This is a genomic window from Phaeobacter sp. JH20_26 (assembly GCF_048056275.1).
In the GTDB taxonomy this organism is placed as follows: Bacteria; Pseudomonadota; Alphaproteobacteria; order Rhodobacterales; family Rhodobacteraceae; genus Phaeobacter; species Phaeobacter bryozoorum.
In genome coordinates this window covers 79,861-98,564 of sequence record NZ_JAYMWL010000013.1, presented here as the reverse complement: position 1 = coordinate 98,564, position 18,704 = coordinate 79,861, and the positions used below count along the sequence as shown (strand labels likewise).

Here is an 18,704-nt window from a genome sequence, read left to right as displayed (position 1 = left end):
CGCCTCAGACCAGCCGCAGTGCGGTCACCGCACCAGCCCCGTAGCGGGCCGAGACCTGCGCCACCTCGATACGATCTCCCGGCACCACCGCATCCGCTGTCTGGGCCGCCAGCGGATAGCTCCAGCCGTGAGCGTCCAGCAATTCTTCGCGCAGAATCTCGCCGCCGCGCAGGATCCGCAGGCGGTAGCGCTCCAGATCCTCGCCCAGCGGGATCTCCGCCAGATCCCAGCGGTCGCCGTCGATGCGGCTGCGGCGGATCCAGTCCAGCCCGACCGCGCCGCTGCCCAACACGCCTTTCTGGCGCAGATGCACCGGCGCATAGGGGCGCAGCCCTTCACCGGCAAAGGCCGCCTCCAGATGCACATAGCTCGGATCATCAAAGGCGCGCCGGGCGGTGCCGATACGGTAGTGACGGCTGAGGCCACGCTGATTGGCAGCCAGTGTGATCTGCTGCGGCGTGCCATCCAGCGCCACCACATAAGAGCCCTTCGGCCAGGCCACCGGCATCCGCGCATCGCTGCCCTGCTGCCCACGCAGCCGGTCGCGCAGCAGATAGCGCCCCGGTGCGATCAGCTCGGCCTCGCCAAATTGCATCAGCTCCCAATTGCCGGGGCTGCCATCGCCGATGGCCACCAGATTGGCGCCATTCAGCACCGCCAGCCGGTCCCGGCTCTGCAATTGGCCAGAGATCATATCAACTTCCAGATCGTCGCCCCGCTCCCAGCGCCCTGGCGCGCCCGCAGGCAGCACCGTATTGGTGATGGCAATGGTTGAAGCGGCGGCCAGCACCTCCTCCAGTGCATAATCCGCATCACTCTGTGCGCCGTATACGGCAACGCTCCCCGGCCAGGGCTGCGCCGTCACTGCCAGATGCGGCGCATGGGGCACCTCATCGCCGCCAATCAGCGGCAGGTCCATGAACAGCGGCAGCACCGGCACCGGTGCCGCAAAGGCGGTGACACCGGGCAGTTCCTCCGGCACTGGTGCCGGGTGGTAGTTCTCCGGCTCGATCCGCACCGCCTCGATCAGCTGCGCCGCGCCCTGCTCGACCCGGTCGATCCGGTAACGGGCCTGCGCACCGCTGCCGACCTCCGCACCCGTCTCTGAGCCTACCTCCGGGCCTGCCTCTGCCCCGGCAAGCGGCAGGCGGATCACATCGCCCGCGCCCAGCGCCATGGCGGAGGGCGGCAGCTCCAGCCGCAGGGTATCGCGGGCCATGCGGGCCTCGCTCAGCCAGCGCTCCACCACCTGCCGCCCCTCGGCGCGGGTCAGCGCCATCGGCAGCTCATTGTCGCTGACCGCATGGGTCGCCTCATCGGGCAGCACCGCCTCCTCGCCGCGCAGATCATGGCGCCCGCCCCATTCGACAAAGCGCAGCCGCATCCGTCCGGCCAGCTCGGCCTCCGGCGCGCGGGTCTGTTCCAGCACCCCGTCCAGCTCCTGCCCCTCAACCAGTTGCGCCAGATCCAACGCTGCGTCCTGTCGCCCATTGCGCAGGCGAAACCGCAGCAGACCATCGCGTTCGATGGCATCCACCCCGTGGCGCAGCAACAGCGGTTGCAGCGCGGCGCGGGCCTCACCGACATCGCTGATCGCATAGCCGCGCACCAGCGCAGGCAGGTCACTGACATCAATCGCCGCAACACCCGAGGCGGCACAGATCTCCTCCAGCACCGAGGCCAGCGTGCGCTGCCCCACCCGCCCGTTCAGCCAATGGCCGCGCAGGTAATTCTCGCCGTCGCTCCAGACCTCCACCGCATTGGGAAACACCGGAAAAGGGCGCGCGTCCCAGGCCCAGACATAGGCGTTCGACATATCCAGCATCGGGCCACCATAGACCTCGGAGACGGGGTTTTTCCCCTCCTCCTGCCAATAGCCCAGCAACGCGCGCAGATAGGCCAGCTGCATCATGTCATCGCGCTGCCCGTTGGAAAATTTCGGCAGTTTGGATTCCGAGCTTTTGGGATCCAGAAACTTGTTCGGCTGGTTAGTGCCCTTGTCGATGGCGGCACAGCCCAGTTCGGTGAACCAGATCGGTTTGCTCTGCGGCTCCCATGCCGTGGGCAGCGCGGCACGTTGCCCGTTGATCCGGTCATGATGCGGTTTGGACCACCAGCTGCGCAGATCCTTGTAGCGCCAGATCCACGGCTCATCATAGGCGCCATCGGTGATCGGCGTGCGGATCTGGGCCGCCTCGGCCTCGGGCGAGTGGTAATACCAGTCATAGCCCTCGCCGCCCTCGATATTGGCGCGCAGATACGCCAGATCATGGATGCCCGGCGCCCCGGCCCGGGCGTCCAGATGATCCTCCCCCTCGCGCCAGTCGGACAGCGGCATGTAATTGTCGATGCCGATGAAATCGATCTGCTCATCCGCCCAGAGCGGATCGAGGTGGAAATAGCGATCCCCCTCCGGGCTCTGGTAGCCCCAGTATTCCGACCAGTCGGCGGCATAGCCGATCTTGGTATCCGGCCCGAGGATCTGGCGCACCTCCTGCGTCAGCGCCCGCAGCTCTGCCACCGCAGGAAAGCCTGCCTCATCGCGGATCTGGGTCAGCCCGCGCATCTCCGAGCTGATGCAGAACGCCTCAACCCCGCCCGCCGCCGCACAAAGCGCGGCATTATGCAGGATGAACCGCCGCAGCCCCCAATCCTCCAACGGGCCGCTATAGGTGACGCTCCCGTCAGCCACAGTGAAATCCGCCGCCGTTGCCGTGCCAAAGAACTGCTGCACCTCAGCCCGCGCCATAGCCGTGCCATCGGGGCTGCCGGGCTGGCCCGGTGCCAGCGACAGGGTGATCCGCCCGCGCCAGGGCAGATGCGCCTGACCCGGCTCACCGCTCCAGGGATCGGGCAGATCATTGCCCGCCATCTGATCCATCAGGATAAACGGATAGAACATCACCCGCTTGCCCTGCGCCTGCATTGCGCGAATGGCCTCGATCACCGAGGCATCGGTGGGGGTGCCGCCGTATATGGGTCTGTCATCCTGCCGCGCGATCAGCTCGGCCTCCGTCCGGGTCAGCCCGGCCACCGACCAGGGCATATTCGCCCCCTCGATATGCTGGCGCTCCACCTTCGGTTTGACGCTACACACGCCACAGCGCAGATCATTGCCAAACCACGACACAATCAGCGAGGCCGCGCCACAGGCGGGCAGCTCCTCGCCAAGGGTCGTCAGCGAGGTGACCAGATCGGTCTCCCCCGAGGGGCTGTGCGAATTGGCGGGTTTGGCCTGTCCCGGCCCGTGGTCGTAATGCACCGGCGTGCTGGCCAGCGCGTATTCCCCGGTCCCCGGCATCAGGGCAACCCCCTGCACCAGCTGCGGCAGATCCAGATCATAGGTGCTGGAGGCCGGTTGCTCGGCACGCAGCACCTCGAACGAGAATTGCGGCACCCGGTTGCCAAAACGCTCCAGCGCCAGGTTCTCCATCACCACATAGGCGGTGCCACGATAGGCGGGCACCTCGCCTGTGCCCTCTACCGCCTCGATCACCGGATCGGGCAGCTGGTCCATGGTGCCGCGATAGACGGTCATGTTCAGATCCTTGGGCGCGACCTCTTCGCCATCAGCCCAGACCCGCCCGATAGAGGCCACCTCTCCGGCGCAGACCGCTACGGCAAGTGACACATCATAGCTGTAGCTGGTGACCTTGGGCTGGCGCCGACCGCCGCCCTTGCCGCCGCCACTAGTGGTGGAGGTCTCGCGGAACTGAGACGCCCAGATCACCTGCCCGCCCACCCGCATCCGGCCATAAACCTGCGCAATCGGCTGGCCATCGCTGGCATGGGTCAGGCGAAAGCGTTCCACCCGGCCGGTCTCCACCGGCTCACTGCCCGCGCCCAGCAGGCGGCTGTCGATGGCGCGTCCGACGGTGGCGCCAAGTGCGCGGCCAATCGCTACCGAGGAGAGACCCGCCACAGCCCCCCCAACCGAGCCGCCAAGGGCCGCCCCCGCCGCAGAAAGAAGAATGGTCGCCATCACGTCACCTCATCAGCATCAACATCAGGAAAGGAAAACCGCGCCACGATCCGCCGTTGCCACGGCTGGCTCAATGCGCTCTCGACCACACCGTGGCCGCAATAGGCATGGATGAACCGCGGCATGGCGCCGGTTTCAGTTTGCAGCGCGATATGTTTGGCCACCGCCCCCCGGCGCATCCGAAACAGGATCACGTCACCGGCGCGCGCCTCATGCAGCGGTCGGGGGCTGAGATGGCGCAGCGCCGCCTGCCACAACGCCTCCTCGCCCTGCGGTTCGGACCAGTCCATCGTATAACCCGGCACCGCCTCCGGCTCCTGGCCGTAGACCTCACGCCAGACCCCCCGGATCAGGCCGAGGCAATCGCAGCCAGCACCGCGCCGGGCGGCCTGATGCACATAGGGCGTGCCCAGCCAGCCCCGCGCCGCCGCAACCAGCTCGGCGCGCGATATCCCTCTCGCGCCGCTCATCTGCGGCTGCCGCCGGTGTTATTGCCGCTCTGGCGCGGCACGCTCATCACCCAGTCTTCGCCGGGGATATCGGGAAAGCCCTGAAAATTGACGCCATTGTTGAACTTCAGCCGGCAGGTCTTCAGCCGCTTGTCGCAGCCCGCTGCCAGATGCAGTAGATCGCCGGGTCGGATCTGCGCCCGCAGCGGCTCCCAGAGTGTCAGTTGGCGGTGCTCTGCGTTCGGATCCGGCGCGCTTGCGTCCTGTCCCAGCCGCCCGACCTGCTGGCGGTCCTGCTTGATCCAGCCCCACAGCCCCTCAGCCGCACCGCTCATCACCGTGAGACGGCCAGAGGTGAACCAGTTCGGCTCAAACCCCGGCAGGGCGGCAAATCCGAAATACTGCCCCTCGCGGATCTCTTCGGCGGCCAGCTCCAGCGTGTAACCCGGCGTCGTCATGTCAAAGCGGCAGGCGCCATCGCCCAGAACCGCCGTGCAGGGTTTCTGGTAGATCCGCCCCATCGGCTGGTTAAGCGCCTCCGTCAGGCCGCGCAGCTCCGCCTCAAAGGCACCACCGGCACGGCGGATCTGGCCAAAGCTGCCGCGAAACTGCAACCAGCGCACCGAGACATCGGCCCAGTTCACCAGCCAGCAGCGCACCTCGGCGCCGTCAAAGCACCCGGCCTCGATCTCGTCTTCGCGGATGGCGGCATCGCTCAGCGCACCCAGCGCCTCGGTATTGTCGACCGCCAGCCCGGTGGCCTGTTGCAGGCTGCGCGCGGTCAGCCCGGTGCCTGCGCGAAACAGCAGACCGGCCTCGCCCTCGGCAGCACTTTCGAACCGCAGGTCGCGGTCATGATCGGTAAAGCCGAACCGCACGCCATCGCTGCGGGTCACCAGCCAGCAGCGACACAGCGTGGTCAGACCGCTGGCCACATGGGATTGAAACGCCTCGCTTACCCCCGCCATCAGACCCGGACCTCCACCACTGGGACATTGGGCACGTCGCCCGCCTGAAAGGACGCCACGCTGGTCTGAATGCGATCGGTGTCAAAGCGCACCGGCACATCGAACTCAAACCCCGCCTTCACCGACAGGCCCGCCTCCGGTGGATGCGCCAGCGTGATGGTGCCAAGGGTGCTGTCGAGCGTGTAGTCTACCGTCTCCTGCAAGGCGTCCTGCTCAATCCCGATGCGCACGCTGCCCGCCACCGGTTTCGTTATCGGGCGCTGATAGGCAAAGCTGCCGGAACGATAGGTCTTGCTCAGCTGGAACACCTGCTGCACCCCGTCGCCGATACCGATCACCTGATCCCCAAACGCCACCTCCTGCGTGGCGCGGGCGGATTTGTAGTCGGACCAATCCTTCCAGCGGAAACCGTACATCTGGCCCTGCCGCGCCTCGAAAAAGGCAATCAGCGCCTCGATATCCTCAAGCCCCCTCAGGCCCAGCCCCGCATCATAGCGGCGACGCGAATGCGCCCAGGGGGTGTTGCGTTCCTCATGCCCGTTGGCAAGCGTCACCACATCGGTGCGCCGCTCCGGTCCGCCGATTGAGCCGAAGCTCAGCGATGCGGGAAATCTGACCTCGTGAAAATTCATCTGCTGTCCTCCGGCTCAGCGGTTGCGATTGCCACGCGACAGGGCGCGGCTCAGCTGGGCGGCGATCTGGCCCTGACTGCGTTGGAACCCCTGCACATCGGGGGTCTGGATATTCATCACCACCGAGGTGGCTCGCCCGCCCTGGCTGCGCACACCAAGCGCGCCATCGGCACCACGGGTCAGCGGCAGGATCGCCTCTGGGCCTGCCTCGCCCATCAGCCCGGTGCCGCCGCGCATGGGAAAGCTCACCGGGCCACTGACGATCCCCCCCTTGGCAAAGGGCATCACCCGGCCTTGTGAAAATGCCGCCCCATCGGCAAAGGGGAGAATGCCGCTCATCAGCTTGCCCACCCCATCCGACAGCAGCCCGCCAATATGAGAAGTGACCGGTTTCATGGCCGCCGAATAGGTGGTCTGGATCATCGACTGCGCCATGGTATCCAGCGCATCTGAGAGCTTCATGCCGTCAAAGACAACACCGTCAAAGGCGCGGCGCAGCCCCTTCGACATACCGCGTTCCAGGGTCTCGGCATCCTTGCCGGTGGCGGCAAAGGCGGCGCGCACCCGGCGCAGTTCGGCATCGAATGTGGCCGCCATGCCCGCCGCATCGCCAAGGCTGTCGCTCAGCGCCTCGCCCTGCTGTTCCAGATGGTTCAATCCTGTGTCACTCATCGCTTACGGCTCCTGTTTCTGGGGATCTCGGCGCGGCGGGATCGGGAAATGCGCGCATCAGCTGGTCCAGCCCGGCCCGTCCCAGCGGCGCGACGCCGCTGTCCTGCCCCAGCATCAGCCGCAGCTCCGCCGGGGTGAGGCGCCAGAACTGATCCGGCGTGAGCCGCAGCCCCGCCAGCCCCGCCCGCATCAGCGCCGGCCAGTCAAGGCCGGTGCTCTGTCTGTCTGTGGAGTGCTGCCGGGGCGTCATGGGGCCACCGGTCCGGTCGGCTGCGCGCCCGCCTCTCCCGGCAGCGCAAAACTGCGCGCCAGGAGCTGTGCGGCGACCCGTGCGGCCTGCATCGGACCGCCGTCGATATCGGCAACAGCCAGATCCGCCTCGCTGAGCCGGTGGCCGCCGCCCTGCACCCCCGCCGCCAGCAGCGCCAGCACATCCGCCGCCGAGAACCCGCCGCTTTCGAACCGGGTCACCAGATCAATCAGCGATCCCGTCCCGAGCCGCGTTTCCAGCGCCGCCAGCGCCCCGAGGGTGAGCTTTAACGCCAGCACATCGCCGTTTACCGCCAGCAGCACCTCGCCGGCATAGGGATTGGCCGCACAGGCGTTAACTGCCGGGGCTGGCTGTTCCGAGGGGGTCATGGTCACCCCCCTCAGACGGCGGTGAAGACCAGCGCGCCGGCGCTGGCGAGCGCAAGCTCATAGGTGGCCTCGCCATTGTGGCTGCCGGCATATTCCAGGGCGGTGACCTGAAACGGGCCTTCGACGATGCCAAAATCGGGGATGATCACCTGAAACGCCGGGGTCAGCCCCTCAAAGAACAGCTGCCGCGCCCGCTCATCCGTCCCGGCATCGCGAAAGATACCGGAGCCGGAGATATTGGCCGAGCGCACCCCCGCGCCGGACAGCAGCTCGCGCCAGCCGCCCTGGCTTTCCAGACTGGTGACATCGACGCTTTCGGCGTTGAAGCTGATGCGCGTGGCGCGCAGCCCCGCAATGGTTTCGAACTGACCGTCGCCGGTCATGTCGATCTTGACCAATAGATCCTTGCCGTTTTGAACACTCATAGCGGTGATCTCCTGTTGCTGAGTGATGGGACGTCGCGCCAATTCAGATCAGCCTTGCCGCGCAACGCATTGTAATTAATGTTGGATTTTCGCCAAACCGACCGGGTGTCAGCTGTCCTCCAGCCGCGCGGTGAAGCGCAGGCGGATCTCTCGGCCGCCGGAGGGTTTGCGGCTGGCGCTGGCGCGGTCGAACCACAGGCCCACCAGTCGCCCGCGCGTCAGGCTGAGCGAGGCGCTGGCGAGGCTGTCGCAGATGCTGGCGGCAATGCCCTTCGCACCGGCAAAGCCCGCAATATCGGTATGGACGGTGATCTCCACCCGGTGGCGCGCGCCGGCACCACTGCGGTCGGAGCGGTCCTGCACCTCCTCGGGGCCAAGGGTCACATAGGTCTGCGGCAGGCTGCCTGCTGGCAGCGCGTCATAGATGGCGCCGCTCAGCGCGGTGGTCAGCGCCGGGTCATTGGTCAGGTGCTGAAACAGCGCCTCCTGCAGCGGCAGGGCCAGGGCATAGGTCATGCGGTGGTCTCCTCGGTGGCAAAACAGGTCAGGTAGCGGCCGTCAGGGTCGCCTTCGGCCACCGCATCAATGCGAAAGATCCGGGCACCATCGCGCAGCCGCTGGTCCGGCCGGGGCCGCGCCGGGCTACCGGTGGGATGGGCCCTAAGGGTGATGCGGTAGCGTTGCAGTGACAGGCTGGTGCCGGAGTGATCGGTGCTGCGGCCACTGAGGGCACGCATATCGCACCAATGGTGGCCAAGCAGCTGCCATGCCTCAAGAAACCCGCCAGCCCCATCCGAGGTGCGGCGCGGATCCTCCAGCGCCAGACAGCGGTTGAGACGTGGTGTGGAGCGGGCAGCGGGGCGGGATGTGGTGCGGCGGCTCATGCGCCTGCCCCCGGTCCAAAGCTGCGGCCAAACCCGATCCCATGCCCGCCGCCGACGCCCAGGCTCACCCGTAGCGCACGATAGCGTTCGATCAGGCTGGTGACGCCAAAGGGCATACAGCCGCCCTGCAACCTCGTGTCATCGCGAAACTCATAGTAATGCGCCGCCAGCATCAGTACCGCCTGCGCCAGATCGCCGGGCAATGCCGACCAGCTGTTGGCCATGCCCGCCCGCATCAGGATCCGCGCCGCACCACCGCTGGCAATTGTGGGCAGCACCCCGCCAACCGGACGCAGCCGGGGCTGCTGGCTGTCGGGTTCCAGCCGGTAGCGACCGGGTGGCAGCACGGTCTCGACCCCGGCGGCATCGCTCAGCGTCACCGAGTGGATCTGCTGCACCGGTGCAAGCGGCAGCGCCTGTAGCTGGGGATCCCGCCAGGCGGCGAGCGTCAGCAGGAAATCCCGCGCCAGAAGCACCCGGCCGGTGCGTGCCTCGATCGCCGCGATGGCAGCGCGCAGGAAGCTGATCAGCACGGCCTCCTGCACCCCCGCCTCGTCAAAGCCGGTGCCCAGACGCAGATGCGCCTTGAACGCCTCTTGCGGCAGAACCGCCTCTGGCACCGGTGTCACTTCATTCAACATCATCTCTTCACTCCAACGGCTGTTCGTTCGGGGGCTGCTCGGGCTGGCTGTTGCCGGATGGGTCGGGGCGGATGCGCGCCGGGCTGCTGCCGCTGGACGGAAGGGGAGCAGCTGGACGACAGCGGCCTGAAGGCGCGCATCCGCAGACGGAACCGGGCTGCCGGGTCCGCCATCGGTCCAAGCGTCAGCTCAGACCGAATTTCAGCAGTTTGATGGCGGCAAAATCGCTGACATCGCCGCCGACACGTTTGGTGGCATAGAACAGCACATGCGGCTTGGCGCTAAAGGGATCGCGCAGCACCCGCAGGTCGGGGCGTTCAGCGATGGTGTAGCCGGCCGCGAAATCGCCAAAGGCCACGGCATAGCCGTTCACACCGGCGTCGGGCATGTCCTCGGCAATGACCACCGGATAGCCCATCAGCCGCGCCGGTTCCGCCGCTGCCAGCCCGTCGGACCACAGGAAGCGGCCATCGGCATCCTTCAGCTTGCGCAGGAGGCCTGCGGTTTTGGAGTTCATCACAAAGCTGGCGTTGGCCCGGTACTGCGCGCCAAGCGCATAGACCAGATCAATGATTGCATCGCCATCACCGATATCGCCCTCCACGCCGGTGGTGACATAGCCAAGATTGCCCCAGCTCCAGCTGTCATTGGCAACCACCGGGTGGTAGAGGATGCCGGTCGGTTTGTCGTTGCCATCGCCATTGATGAAGGAAGCCGCCTCGGCGCGGGAAAACTTGTCGGCGATCCGGCCAGCCAGCCAGCCCTCGATGTCAAAGGCGCTGTCGTCCAGCAGCCGCTGCGAGGCCTTGGGCAAGGCGCTCAGCTCATGCAGCGGGATGGTGATGCGGTCGATCACCGGGGTTGCGGTTTCGGTTACCGCCGCCGTCTCATTCGCCCAGCCGTGACCGACATCGCCATGGTCGATCAGCACATCGTAGGAGGTTGCCTCAACCGTCACCACCGAGGCGACGGCGCGGATCGAGGCGGTGCTGTTCAGCACGGATTTGACCGTATCGGAGGTCTGCGGATCCACCAGGTAGCCGCCATCGCCATTGACGGCGGTGGCCATCGCCTTGGCATCAAGATCAAGGCCACGCAGCGCGGCGTCATCGCCGGACCGCAGATAGGCATCAAAGGCTTTCTGATGAGGCGCGCCGCCTGCCTCGGCAGCGGCCAGAGGGGGACGATTGGCAAAGTGGGATTTACGATCCAGCATGGTCATACGCTCTTCTGTCTGTTTCAGTTTCAGGGCAATGTCGTCTTTGAACCCATTGAAATCATGTACGAAGTCGGCAACGGCCTGTTTGACCTCCTGCGGGGCTGCATGGGAGTGGGCCGTTGCTTCCGGGTGGGATTGGGGATGGCTCATCTGTCTGTCCTTTTGGGTCGATTGAGGAAGGCAAAAGCGGGGCGCGACCGCAGCGGAGGCCGGGGCCTGCATTCAGCCGAGCGGCGTCAGGCTGGCACCGCTGCGCAGCAGGTCGATCACCTCCCGCCAGATCTGCGGGGTATCGTCCGGGCCGATGGCGCCGCGCTCTGCGGTCTGCGATTTGGCGGCGGCCCCGGCTGGGCTGACGCGGGCTGTGGACAACATCGGGAAGGTCACCAGCGAGACCTCCCAGAGGTCCAGCTCACACAGGGAGCGCCCGCCGCCTTTGCGCGCCACGGCGCGGCGGGTCCGGTAGCCGATCGACAGCCCATCCAATGCGCCGACAGCGATCAGCGCCGCAGCCTCGGCGCCCTTTTGGGTGCGGGTCAGGATACGGCCCCGGACATGCAGGCCGCGGGCATCCTCGCGGACCTCATCCCAGACGCCGATCGGCTGTGCGGGATCGTGCTGCCACAGCATCTTGACCGCGATCCCGGCCTGCGCCAGACGGTCGAGCGACGCCTGATAGGCCCCCGGCTGCACCATGTCACCGCCAGCGTCGACGCAGCCAAACAGGCTGGCATATCCGCTGATCATGACCATATCGTCGGCCTCGTCGCCAATGGTCAGATCCTCGCCGAAGCGCGCGAACTTATGCTCCAGATGCGCATGAGATGGCATCAGCTTCTCCTTCTATCACTTTGAATTTCGTGCAATTACTGAACCACAAGAAAGGATTGGAAGGCCTGCGCCAAGATCACGGCGGCAACGCCGTAAACGGTGAGCCAGAGGCGTTTTTCCATCCGCTCCATCATCATCTCCAGCCGGTCGAGACGCCGGTTCATCGCCTCCTGCTGGATCTCGGCGATGCGCTCATGGGCGGTGAGCCGCAGACCCGGTGAGCATTCAAACGGCGGTATCGGGATTTCAGTCATCCGCCATCGCCTCCTCTTGCGGGGGCAGGCCCAGAAGGCTGCGTTTTTCGGCCACGCTGAGGAACTCCGCGGCGGCCACGCGGCGCCACTGCGCCTCGCGTTCGGAGGCCAGCGCAGGCACCTGATCAAGGTCCGGTTTCAGGGTGACCGCAGCCCCCTGATAGCGCGACAGCCAGTCCGACAGCGTCGCGGTGACACGGGTCACAAGCGGCAGCACGGTGAGCCGGTAAAAGGCGCGGTTGGCCTCCTGATAATTGGCATATGTGGCATCGCCCGGCAGGCCCAGCAGCATTGGCGGCACCCCAAGCGCGAGAGCAATTTCGCGCGCGGCGGCGTCCTTGGTCTGGTGAAATTCCATATCCGATGGAGAGAACCCCATTGGTTTCCAATCCAACCCGCCTTCCAGCACCATTGGACGGCCGGCGTTGCGCGCGCCCTGAAAATTCATTTCGATTTCTTCACTTAGACGGCGAAACTGATCCTCAGCCATCAGCCCCTGACCATCGCTTCCGGTCCAGACCAGAGCGCCGGAGGGGCGGGCTGCATTGTCCAGAAGCGCCTTGGACCAGCGCGAGGCCGAGGTATGCACATCCACCGCCATGGCTGCGGCCTGCATCGGCGACAAACCGTAGTGATCGTCCTGCGGATGAAAGCTGCGCAGATGGCAGATCGGGGCGCAGGGCATGGTCACATCAAAGCGGTGTTTGCGCCCCGACACGCTGTAGTCATAGGCCATCGGCCAGCCATCGCTGCCGGGCACCACGGTCATGCGGTCAGGGCGCAGCACATGCAGCTCGACCGGCAATACGTCGCGACCATCGGGATCGCAGACCGCCTCAATATAAGCGTTGCCCGACAACAGCAGGTGGCCAAACAGCGCTTCCAGCAGCTCAGCGCGGCCTTGGGCGGCATTGGGCCGGGCCAGCAGCGTCAGCAGCGGGTGGCTGTCGTAGCGCTGTGCGCCGTCCTGCAACACCAGCGGCAGCGCGGCGGCGGCCTCGGTGATCATCTTAACGGCACGGTAGCCCACGGGATTGCCGACAAAGCCGCTTCGGGTCAGCGAACTGCTGTCGCGCGGGCTCCAGCCGGTGCTGCCAGTGCCACCGTGCCAGGCCACCACACGGGCGGCGGCGCTTGCCTTGGTTTCGACGGGCTGTTGCTTGCGCCGCAGAAGGTCAAAGACCATGGGGCCACTCCTTTGCTTGAAGGGGGCGAACCATGCCCCTGTTTGCTGCGATCCTTTATGACGGCGGGGGTTGAAGAAGATTTGAGCAAGGCGCGCGCAGGGCACGCAACACCTGCGCTAAACCTTTGATCCAACTAAAAAACGCCCGCAGGACTGCGGGCGTTTTGCGTCTGATTTGATGGCCGGTGGCCCGCCTATAACATGCGCGCGCGGGGCAGCCTGTGGCGGGTCGCCGGGGTCAGGATCAGCTCCTGCACCGCCCAGACCAAGGCATCCAGCCGGTCCGGTGAGCCCTGCCCCAGATAGCCACGCGGGGTCATCTGGCAGAGCTGATCCTCCAGCGCGCCAAGCCCCGGCAGGTGGCGCACCCGGCCCTGTTCATAAAGCGCCGCGACCGGTTCGGCCCGTGCCCCCTTGCCCCGGCTGGCGTGCAGCGCGGTAAAGGGCACCAGCGGGTCGATCTGGCGCAGCAGGCTTTCGACCAGGGCACCGCCCTGATTGACCTCCGCCACCACCCGGTCGGCGCTGTAGCGGTCGCGCGCATCAATGGCGGCCTGCGCCCAGGTCAGCGGTCCGACGCCCTGCACCGTGCAATCCGCGAGCACATAGGCGCACCAGTCCTGCGGCGGGCCTGTGAGCGTGGCACCCACCACGAGGATGCCGCAGGCGTCGGAGTGTTTGCCGGCGCTCACCGCCGGGTCCACCGCCACCACCACCCGGTCCAGTTCCGGGGCCTTTGCGATCTGCGCCGCAACCAGCCCGGCATTGGTCCAGAGCGCGCCATCGACATCCTGCAACAGGATGCCGTCCAGCTCTTGTCGGCCTAGCCGTGACCCGGCATAGCGGCTGCGCACCTCCGCGATGAAGGAGGCGGCGAGATTGGCACGGTTGGCCTCGGTCGCGGCATGGGTCTGCACGGTGGAGGGGCTGGCCAGAAGGTCGCGCAGCACGCCGGTATTGCGCGGTGTGGTGGTGACGCAGACGCGCGGCTCCTGCCCCAGCCGGAGCGCAAATTGCAGCATGTCCCAGCTGTCCTGCCCGCGTTTCCATTTGGCCAGCTCATCAGCCCAGGCGGCATCGAACTGCGGGCCACGCAGCGCCTCAGGGTCATGGGCCGAAAACGCCTGGGCGGAGGCGCCATTGGGCCAGATCAGCCGCCGTTCGGTGGCTTTCCACGTCGGGCGGCGGTCGCGGGGTGTGCAGGCGAGGATGCCGCTGTCGCCCTGGACCATGACGTCGCGCACCTGATCGTAGGTTTCCCCGAGGAGGGCGATGCGGCGGGCGCGACCAGCGGACAGCGGTGTTGACCCTTCGGCCAGCGTACGCACCCATTCGGCGCCGGCGCGGGTCTTGCCTGCCCCGCGTCCGCCGAGGATGACCCAGCTGCGCCAGTCGCCCGGCGGCGGCAGCTGGTGCGGCAGCGCCCAGAGATCAAAGACATAGGGCATCGCACAGAGGTCATGGTCGCTGAGCCGGTCCAGAAACATCTTCTGCGTCGAAACTGGCGCGCAGGCGAGCCAGCCGCTCTTCGATTTCACTGCGGGCGGCGTCGATGTCGAGCCCGGCTGCGGCCTGATGCTGTTCACTTTGTTCGACAAGGGTTTTCTCCACTTTCTGGCTGTCACGGATCAGGCTTTCCAATTTGGCGATACGCGGCGCGCTGCCGGCGTCGTCTGCATCGCAGGCAAGCCGTTCGAGCATCTGCTCGGCCTCCTGCCGGAGCCGTTCGATGGAATTATGGAGGGAGAAAAGAAGATCGGCGGTCTTTGCCAGCCGATTTTCCGGGGTATAGGTGCTCATGGTTGGGGCCTCATAGTCATGGGACCTCCGTTCGGAAAATCGCAAGGCCGCCCCACAAGCGCGATCCATGATCGGGCGTCCTGCGGGCGGATCTGCCAATTTCCCAGCTGCCTGTGAACCCTGCCACAAACCAGCGCAAAAGTCAAAGTTGACAACCTGAAGTATCGGACGCAAGCTGCCGGATTTGTTAAGTAAATTTCAGATTAACCTACCATAAGGTTAACGGTGCCGCACAAAAAAGAGGACGCCGAAGCGTCCCCTTTCAGATCTGATCCATGATTGGATTGCGCCTAGTTGCTGTTGCCCTGCGCTTCAATCTCGCGCCATTTGGCGACATTGCGATTGTGCTCCTCAAGCGTGACGGCAAAGGCGTGGCCACCGGTGCCATCAGCGACGAAGAACAGGTAGTCGCCCTGATCGGGGTTCACCGCCGCCTCAAGGCTGGCCATGCCGGGGTTGGCGATTGGCGTCGGCGGCAGCCCTTCGATCACATAGGTGTTCCAGGGGGTTGCCCGGCGCAGTTCGCTCTGGCGCAGGCCACGACCGAGGACACCCTCGCCCCGAGTAACACCATAGATCACCGTCGGGTCCGTTTGCAGCCGCATCCCGCGGTTCAGCCGGTTGGTGAAGACCGAGGCGACCTGCCCACGCTCCTCTGCCACGCCGGTCTCTTTTTCGATGATCGACGCGAGGATCAGCATCTCTTCGGGGCTGGTAACCGCTGCGCGGTCCGAGCGGCCCTCCCAGGCGGCGTTGATGCGCAGCTCCTGGCGCTCCTGCATCTCGGCCAGGATCTCGGCGCGGTCATCACCGGGGGAGACCTCATAGCTGTCGGGTGCCAGCATCCCCTCCGCCGGGCGCGTGCCCGGATCGCCGTCGAGGATATCCATGGCTTTCAGCGATTCGACCACCTGCCAGCTGGTCACGCCTTCGGCCAGCGCGATGCGGTAACGGGTGTCGGCATCGGCTTTCTTCTCTTCGTAGACAGCGGGCACCTCATCGACGCCGGGCACAAATTCCGCACGCTCGACAAAGCGGTTGGTGGCCGGGTCCAGCTCGCGCACCTCGGCCAGCACGCGGGTCACGCCCACGCGGTAGACGATTTCGGTGCCACAGCTGCTGGCGCCGCCGCGGGTGATCTGATCGACGATCTCGGCCATCGAGGCCCCTGCGGGCACCAGATAGCTGCCGGCCTTCAGCGCATCGGTTTTCTCGGCGTAGCGCACACCAACCCGGAACAGCGGGCCGGAGTTGATCGCGCCCTGGCTCTCCAGATCACGGCTGACCCGAGACATCGTGCTGCCGGACGGCACCCGCAGGCAGATCGCGCTGTCCAGCGGACCTTCGGAGGTATACTGCGACTGCCCCCAGAGGATGACGCCGCCCAGAAGGAACAGCATCACCACCAGGACCGTCATCATGTTTGAGGCGAGGTTGCGCCACATCACTCAGGCTTTCCGAACAGGACCGACGCATTGGTGCCGCCAAAGCCAAAGGAATTGGACAGCGCCACCTTGATCTCGCGCTCGCGTTTCTGGTTCGGGGCCAGATCGACAGCGGTTTCAACGGCCGGGTTGTCCAGGTTGATGGTGGGCGGTGCCACCTGATCGCGGATCGCCAGGATCGAGAAGATCGCCTCAATCGCGCCAGCCGCACCCAGGAGGTGGCCGGTGGCGGATTTGGTCGAGGACATGGTGACCTTGCCCGCCGCATCCCCCATCATCCGCTCAACCGCGCCCAGTTCGATGGTATCGGCCATGGTCGAGGTGCCATGGGCATTGATATAGTCGATGTCCTTCGGCTCAAGCCCCGCATTGGCCAGCGCCGCGCGCATCGAGCGTTCGCCGCCTTCGCCGTCCTCGGAGGGAGCGGTGATGTGGTAGGCATCGCCGGAGAGACCATACCCCAGCACCTCGGCATAGATCTTGGCGCCACGGGCCTTGGCGTGGTCGTAATCTTCCAGCACCACGATGCCGGCGCCCTCACCCATCACGAAACCGTCGCGGTCGGCGTCATAGGGGCGCGAGGCGGCCTTTGGGTCATCGGCGCGTTTGGTGGACAGCGCCTTGCAGGCGTTGAAGCCGGCAATGCCGATTTCGCAGATCGCCGCCTCGGCGCCGCCTGCGATCATGACGTCGGCGTCGCCGGATTTGATCAGACGGGCCGCATCGCCGATGGCATGGGCACCGGTCGAACAGGCGGTCACAACAGAGTGGTTCGGCCCCTTGAAGCCAAAACGGATCGAGACCTGACCGGAGATCAGGTTGATCAGCGCGCCAGGGATAAAGAAGGGCGACACCCGGCGGGGGCCTTTTTCCTTGATCATCACGGCGGTGTCGGCGATCGAGCTGAGGCCACCGATGCCAGAGCCGATCATCACGCCGGTGCGCAGGCGGCTCTGCTCGTCCTCGGGTGTCCATCCGGCGTCACGCACGGCCATATCAGCCGCGGCAATGCCATAGAGGATGAAATCATCAATCTTCTTCTGGTCTTTTTTGACAACCCAATCATCGGGGTTGAAGGTCCCATCGCTGCCGTCGCCACGCGGAACTTCGCAGGCGTAGGTGGTGGCGACGCCGCTTTCTACCGCATCAAAATGCGTGATCGGACCCGCCCCGGACTGACCGTCCAGCAACCGCGACCAGGTCTCTTCGACGCCGCTTGCCAGCGGTGTGACCAGGCCCAGTCCGGTAACTACTACTCGACGCATTTCTTGCACTCCTCTGCCTCGGCAATTTGACTCCAAATAGCTTGGATTGGCGCAGAGGTGCAAGAGCCGGTGGTCTCCGGTTGTTTTGCGATAATTTAATGACAGCCTTAGATTGCGGTTAACTTGGATAATGTACCTTTTGGTTGTTCTTTGGTTTCGTAGTCGCGACAGTACCGATATGGCGCGCCTGCGAACCACTATGCGGCGCCCAACAGACGGGGCGCAGGATCCAAGGTCAGCGGCTGTGGGGCAAGATGTGAATGGTGCACATAGAGTTCTTGTTTGGACGCCCTGCGTCACCTGATCCTGATCTACGAAGGGTTCGGCGGATGGCACACCGCCGCCCTTCGCGCATGTGGGGGCTGGGCGTATTTGCGCTGCTGTTGCTGGTCAGCCTGCTGCTTGGCGCTGAACCGCTGGCCGCCCGCGAATGCCGTGTCTTCAACAAACTGATGACGCTGACGCTCGCCGGTGAAGATTTTCTCGACTACCTGCGCACCGGCAGCAATTCGCCCGCCGTGCAGGAGATGGAACGGTTGCTGGCAAAGACATCAAAGACCGAGCTGCATCTCGCGATGCAGAGAGAAAAGATGGACGATCTGCTGAAGGCGACCCATAACCTGATTGCCCAGCACCGCAGCCTGCTGCGGGTCCTGGCGCTGAAGGACCGGCGCCATGCGGAACGGGCCTCTGTCAAACTCTTTGCCAGTGAAACCCTGGCGGCCTATCGCCGGGAGCTGGCGCGTATGCCCTGCTCTCGTGCAGGCAGTAGCGGGCAGGATGGCGGCGGCCTTGGCGCCTTGCCCGCGCTGGGACAGATTTCCAGCACCACCGCGGCGGCCGGTTCACTGGGTCTGGTGGCGCTTGGAGCGCTGTGTTTTGTGCTGTTTGAACGGCGCATGACCACGCTGAGGCGGCGCCGCAAGCGCCATACCTGCAACCTGGACTGCACCCTTGTGCACAACAATGATAACGGGGTTGCGGCGACCCTGCTGGACATCAGTCAGGAGGGGGCGAAGGTCAAATCCGAAGCGCGCCTCGGCGCCGGGGATATCATCGTGCTGGACCTGCCCGGCGATGCGCCGCAGATAAATCTTCACGGTCGGGTGCAATGGTGCAATGCCAACTATTTTGGCCTGCAGTTCAAGGAGTGTCTCACACGCGATATGGTGAAGGCTCTGGCGGGTTTTCGCAGGGCGCCCAGAAAATCCAAACGGGAGTTCGGGCGCGACGGGACGCCTGCCGAGCTTGAACCACATGGCGCGGTGTCTGGCTGACGGATCGGCATGGCCGGAGCGACACTCTGCGGCGTGGTCCTTCGTCGTGATGATGTCACAAGGGGGTCGGCCTGTCTTGGGCTCAGCTGCTATCACGGGTCCCCGGTCGCGGCGAACCGGCAACAAGCGCGCGGC

20 protein-coding genes are annotated in these 18,704 nt (G+C 65.5%); 1 reads left to right on the top strand and 19 read right to left on the bottom strand.

Going from position 1 to position 18,704, the window contains the following annotated elements:
- Positions 1-4: 4 nt before the first annotated feature.
- The 19 genes from VWY60_RS06300 to fabF all read right to left on the bottom strand — a co-directional run bounded on the left by VWY60_RS06300 (position 5) and on the right by fabF (position 17,292).
- The gene (locus tag VWY60_RS06300; RefSeq protein WP_416540067.1) at positions 5-3,982 is read right to left on the bottom strand and encodes a baseplate multidomain protein megatron; all 3,978 of its coding nucleotides are present in this window, start codon (positions 3,980-3,982) and stop codon (positions 5-7) included.
- A complete protein-coding gene (locus VWY60_RS06295; RefSeq protein WP_416540066.1) occupies positions 3,982-4,452 on the bottom strand; it encodes an NlpC/P60 family protein in 471 nt (156 codons plus the stop codon). The genes VWY60_RS06300 and VWY60_RS06295 overlap by 1 nt, the downstream gene beginning before the upstream one ends.
- A complete protein-coding gene (locus tag VWY60_RS06290) occupies positions 4,449-5,399 on the bottom strand; it encodes a DUF2163 domain-containing protein (RefSeq protein ID WP_416540065.1) in 951 nt (316 codons plus the stop codon). The genes VWY60_RS06295 and VWY60_RS06290 overlap by 4 nt, the downstream gene beginning before the upstream one ends.
- Entirely contained in the window at positions 5,399-6,031 is a 633-nt protein-coding gene (locus VWY60_RS06285) for a DUF2460 domain-containing protein (RefSeq protein WP_260079401.1), read from the bottom strand. Before VWY60_RS06285 ends, VWY60_RS06290 begins: the two co-directional genes overlap by 1 nt.
- 15 nt (positions 6,032-6,046) lie before the next feature.
- The gene (locus tag VWY60_RS06280; RefSeq protein WP_416540064.1) at positions 6,047-6,703 is read right to left on the bottom strand and encodes a phage tail tape measure protein; all 657 of its coding nucleotides are present in this window, start codon (positions 6,701-6,703) and stop codon (positions 6,047-6,049) included.
- Positions 6,696-6,953, bottom strand: coding sequence for a rcc01693 family protein (locus VWY60_RS06275; protein ID WP_260079403.1), 258 nt, complete (start codon positions 6,951-6,953; stop codon positions 6,696-6,698). Before VWY60_RS06275 ends, VWY60_RS06280 begins: the two co-directional genes overlap by 8 nt.
- A complete protein-coding gene (locus VWY60_RS06270) occupies positions 6,950-7,342 on the bottom strand; it encodes a gene transfer agent family protein (RefSeq protein ID WP_416540063.1) in 393 nt (130 codons plus the stop codon). Before VWY60_RS06270 ends, VWY60_RS06275 begins: the two co-directional genes overlap by 4 nt.
- 11 nt (positions 7,343-7,353) lie before the next feature.
- Entirely contained in the window at positions 7,354-7,767 is a 414-nt protein-coding gene (locus tag VWY60_RS06265) for a phage major tail protein, TP901-1 family (protein WP_061048939.1), read from the bottom strand.
- Positions 7,768-7,875: 108 nt separating this feature from the next.
- Positions 7,876-8,283: a DUF3168 domain-containing protein gene (locus tag VWY60_RS06260; protein WP_416540062.1), complete on the bottom strand. Its 408-nt coding sequence runs from the start codon at positions 8,281-8,283 to the stop codon at positions 7,876-7,878.
- A complete protein-coding gene (locus VWY60_RS06255; RefSeq protein WP_416540061.1) occupies positions 8,280-8,651 on the bottom strand; it encodes a head-tail adaptor protein in 372 nt (123 codons plus the stop codon). Before VWY60_RS06255 ends, VWY60_RS06260 begins: the two co-directional genes overlap by 4 nt.
- Entirely contained in the window at positions 8,648-9,295 is a 648-nt protein-coding gene (locus VWY60_RS06250) for a head-tail connector protein (protein ID WP_340545789.1), read from the bottom strand. The genes VWY60_RS06255 and VWY60_RS06250 overlap by 4 nt, the downstream gene beginning before the upstream one ends.
- A 181-nt stretch (positions 9,296-9,476) precedes the next feature.
- Positions 9,477-10,661 carry a phage major capsid protein gene (locus VWY60_RS06245; RefSeq protein WP_416540060.1) on the bottom strand — a complete coding sequence of 395 codons (1,185 nt, stop codon included), beginning with the start codon at positions 10,659-10,661 and terminating at the stop codon, positions 9,477-9,479.
- A 72-nt stretch (positions 10,662-10,733) separates the two neighbouring features.
- Positions 10,734-11,342 carry an HK97 family phage prohead protease gene (locus tag VWY60_RS06240; RefSeq protein WP_416540059.1) on the bottom strand — a complete coding sequence of 203 codons (609 nt, stop codon included), beginning with the start codon at positions 11,340-11,342 and terminating at the stop codon, positions 10,734-10,736.
- A gap of 35 nt (positions 11,343-11,377) precedes the next feature.
- Positions 11,378-11,596: a GTA head formation protein, RCAP_rcc01685 family gene (locus VWY60_RS06235; protein WP_014874871.1), complete on the bottom strand. Its 219-nt coding sequence runs from the start codon at positions 11,594-11,596 to the stop codon at positions 11,378-11,380.
- Positions 11,589-12,782: a phage portal protein gene (locus VWY60_RS06230; protein ID WP_416540058.1), complete on the bottom strand. Its 1,194-nt coding sequence runs from the start codon at positions 12,780-12,782 to the stop codon at positions 11,589-11,591. Before VWY60_RS06230 ends, VWY60_RS06235 begins: the two co-directional genes overlap by 8 nt.
- Before the next feature lie 194 nt (positions 12,783-12,976).
- Positions 12,977-14,269: a DNA-packaging protein gene (locus VWY60_RS06225; protein ID WP_416540057.1), complete on the bottom strand. Its 1,293-nt coding sequence runs from the start codon at positions 14,267-14,269 to the stop codon at positions 12,977-12,979.
- Positions 14,241-14,582 (bottom strand): recombinase, encoded by a 342-nt coding sequence (locus tag VWY60_RS06220; RefSeq protein ID WP_340545794.1) that lies wholly within the window; start codon positions 14,580-14,582, stop codon positions 14,241-14,243. The genes VWY60_RS06225 and VWY60_RS06220 overlap by 29 nt, the downstream gene beginning before the upstream one ends.
- A gap of 290 nt (positions 14,583-14,872) precedes the next feature.
- Positions 14,873-16,027 carry an endolytic transglycosylase MltG gene (mltG, locus tag VWY60_RS06215; protein WP_416540778.1) on the bottom strand — a complete coding sequence of 385 codons (1,155 nt, stop codon included), beginning with the start codon at positions 16,025-16,027 and terminating at the stop codon, positions 14,873-14,875.
- The gene (gene fabF, locus VWY60_RS06210) at positions 16,027-17,292 is read right to left on the bottom strand and encodes a beta-ketoacyl-ACP synthase II (RefSeq protein ID WP_340545795.1); all 1,266 of its coding nucleotides are present in this window, start codon (positions 17,290-17,292) and stop codon (positions 16,027-16,029) included. Before fabF ends, mltG begins: the two co-directional genes overlap by 1 nt.
- Before the next feature lie 329 nt (positions 17,293-17,621).
- Between fabF and VWY60_RS06205 the strand changes: the two genes are divergently transcribed.
- On the top strand, positions 17,622-18,569 hold the full coding sequence (locus tag VWY60_RS06205; protein ID WP_416540056.1) for a PilZ domain-containing protein: 948 nt from the start codon (positions 17,622-17,624) through the stop codon (positions 18,567-18,569).
- Positions 18,570-18,704 lie beyond the last annotated feature (135 nt).

Coding starts and splice junctions, on each gene's coding strand:
- VWY60_RS06280 (WP_416540064.1), bottom strand. CDS start 6,703: ATGAGTGACACAGGATTGAACCATCTGGAACAGCAGGGCGAGGCGCTG.
- VWY60_RS06225 (WP_416540057.1), bottom strand. CDS start 14,269: ATGTTTCTGGACCGGCTCAGCGACCATGACCTCTGTGCGATGCCCTAT.
- VWY60_RS06300 (WP_416540067.1), bottom strand. CDS start 3,982: ATGGCGACCATTCTTCTTTCTGCGGCGGGGGCGGCCCTTGGCGGCTCG.
- VWY60_RS06230 (WP_416540058.1), bottom strand. CDS start 12,782: ATGGTCTTTGACCTTCTGCGGCGCAAGCAACAGCCCGTCGAAACCAAG.
- VWY60_RS06265 (WP_061048939.1), bottom strand. CDS start 7,767: ATGAGTGTTCAAAACGGCAAGGATCTATTGGTCAAGATCGACATGACC.
- VWY60_RS06295 (WP_416540066.1), bottom strand. CDS start 4,452: ATGAGCGGCGCGAGAGGGATATCGCGCGCCGAGCTGGTTGCGGCGGCG.
- VWY60_RS06270 (WP_416540063.1), bottom strand. CDS start 7,342: ATGACCCCCTCGGAACAGCCAGCCCCGGCAGTTAACGCCTGTGCGGCC.
- VWY60_RS06255 (WP_416540061.1), bottom strand. CDS start 8,651: ATGAGCCGCCGCACCACATCCCGCCCCGCTGCCCGCTCCACACCACGT.
- VWY60_RS06250 (WP_340545789.1), bottom strand. CDS start 9,295: ATGATGTTGAATGAAGTGACACCGGTGCCAGAGGCGGTTCTGCCGCAA.
- VWY60_RS06235 (WP_014874871.1), bottom strand. CDS start 11,596: ATGACTGAAATCCCGATACCGCCGTTTGAATGCTCACCGGGTCTGCGG.
- VWY60_RS06240 (WP_416540059.1), bottom strand. CDS start 11,342: ATGCCATCTCATGCGCATCTGGAGCATAAGTTCGCGCGCTTCGGCGAG.
- VWY60_RS06260 (WP_416540062.1), bottom strand. CDS start 8,283: ATGACCTATGCCCTGGCCCTGCCGCTGCAGGAGGCGCTGTTTCAGCAC.
- VWY60_RS06275 (WP_260079403.1), bottom strand. CDS start 6,953: ATGACGCCCCGGCAGCACTCCACAGACAGACAGAGCACCGGCCTTGAC.
- fabF (WP_340545795.1), bottom strand. CDS start 17,292: ATGCGTCGAGTAGTAGTTACCGGACTGGGCCTGGTCACACCGCTGGCA.
- mltG (WP_416540778.1), bottom strand. CDS start 16,027: ATGTGGCGCAACCTCGCCTCAAACATGATGACGGTCCTGGTGGTGATG.
- VWY60_RS06290 (WP_416540065.1), bottom strand. CDS start 5,399: ATGGCGGGGGTAAGCGAGGCGTTTCAATCCCATGTGGCCAGCGGTCTG.
- VWY60_RS06205 (WP_416540056.1), top strand. CDS start 17,622: ATGGCACACCGCCGCCCTTCGCGCATGTGGGGGCTGGGCGTATTTGCG.
- VWY60_RS06285 (WP_260079401.1), bottom strand. CDS start 6,031: ATGAATTTTCACGAGGTCAGATTTCCCGCATCGCTGAGCTTCGGCTCA.
- VWY60_RS06245 (WP_416540060.1), bottom strand. CDS start 10,661: ATGAGCCATCCCCAATCCCACCCGGAAGCAACGGCCCACTCCCATGCA.
- VWY60_RS06220 (WP_340545794.1), bottom strand. CDS start 14,582: ATGAGCACCTATACCCCGGAAAATCGGCTGGCAAAGACCGCCGATCTT.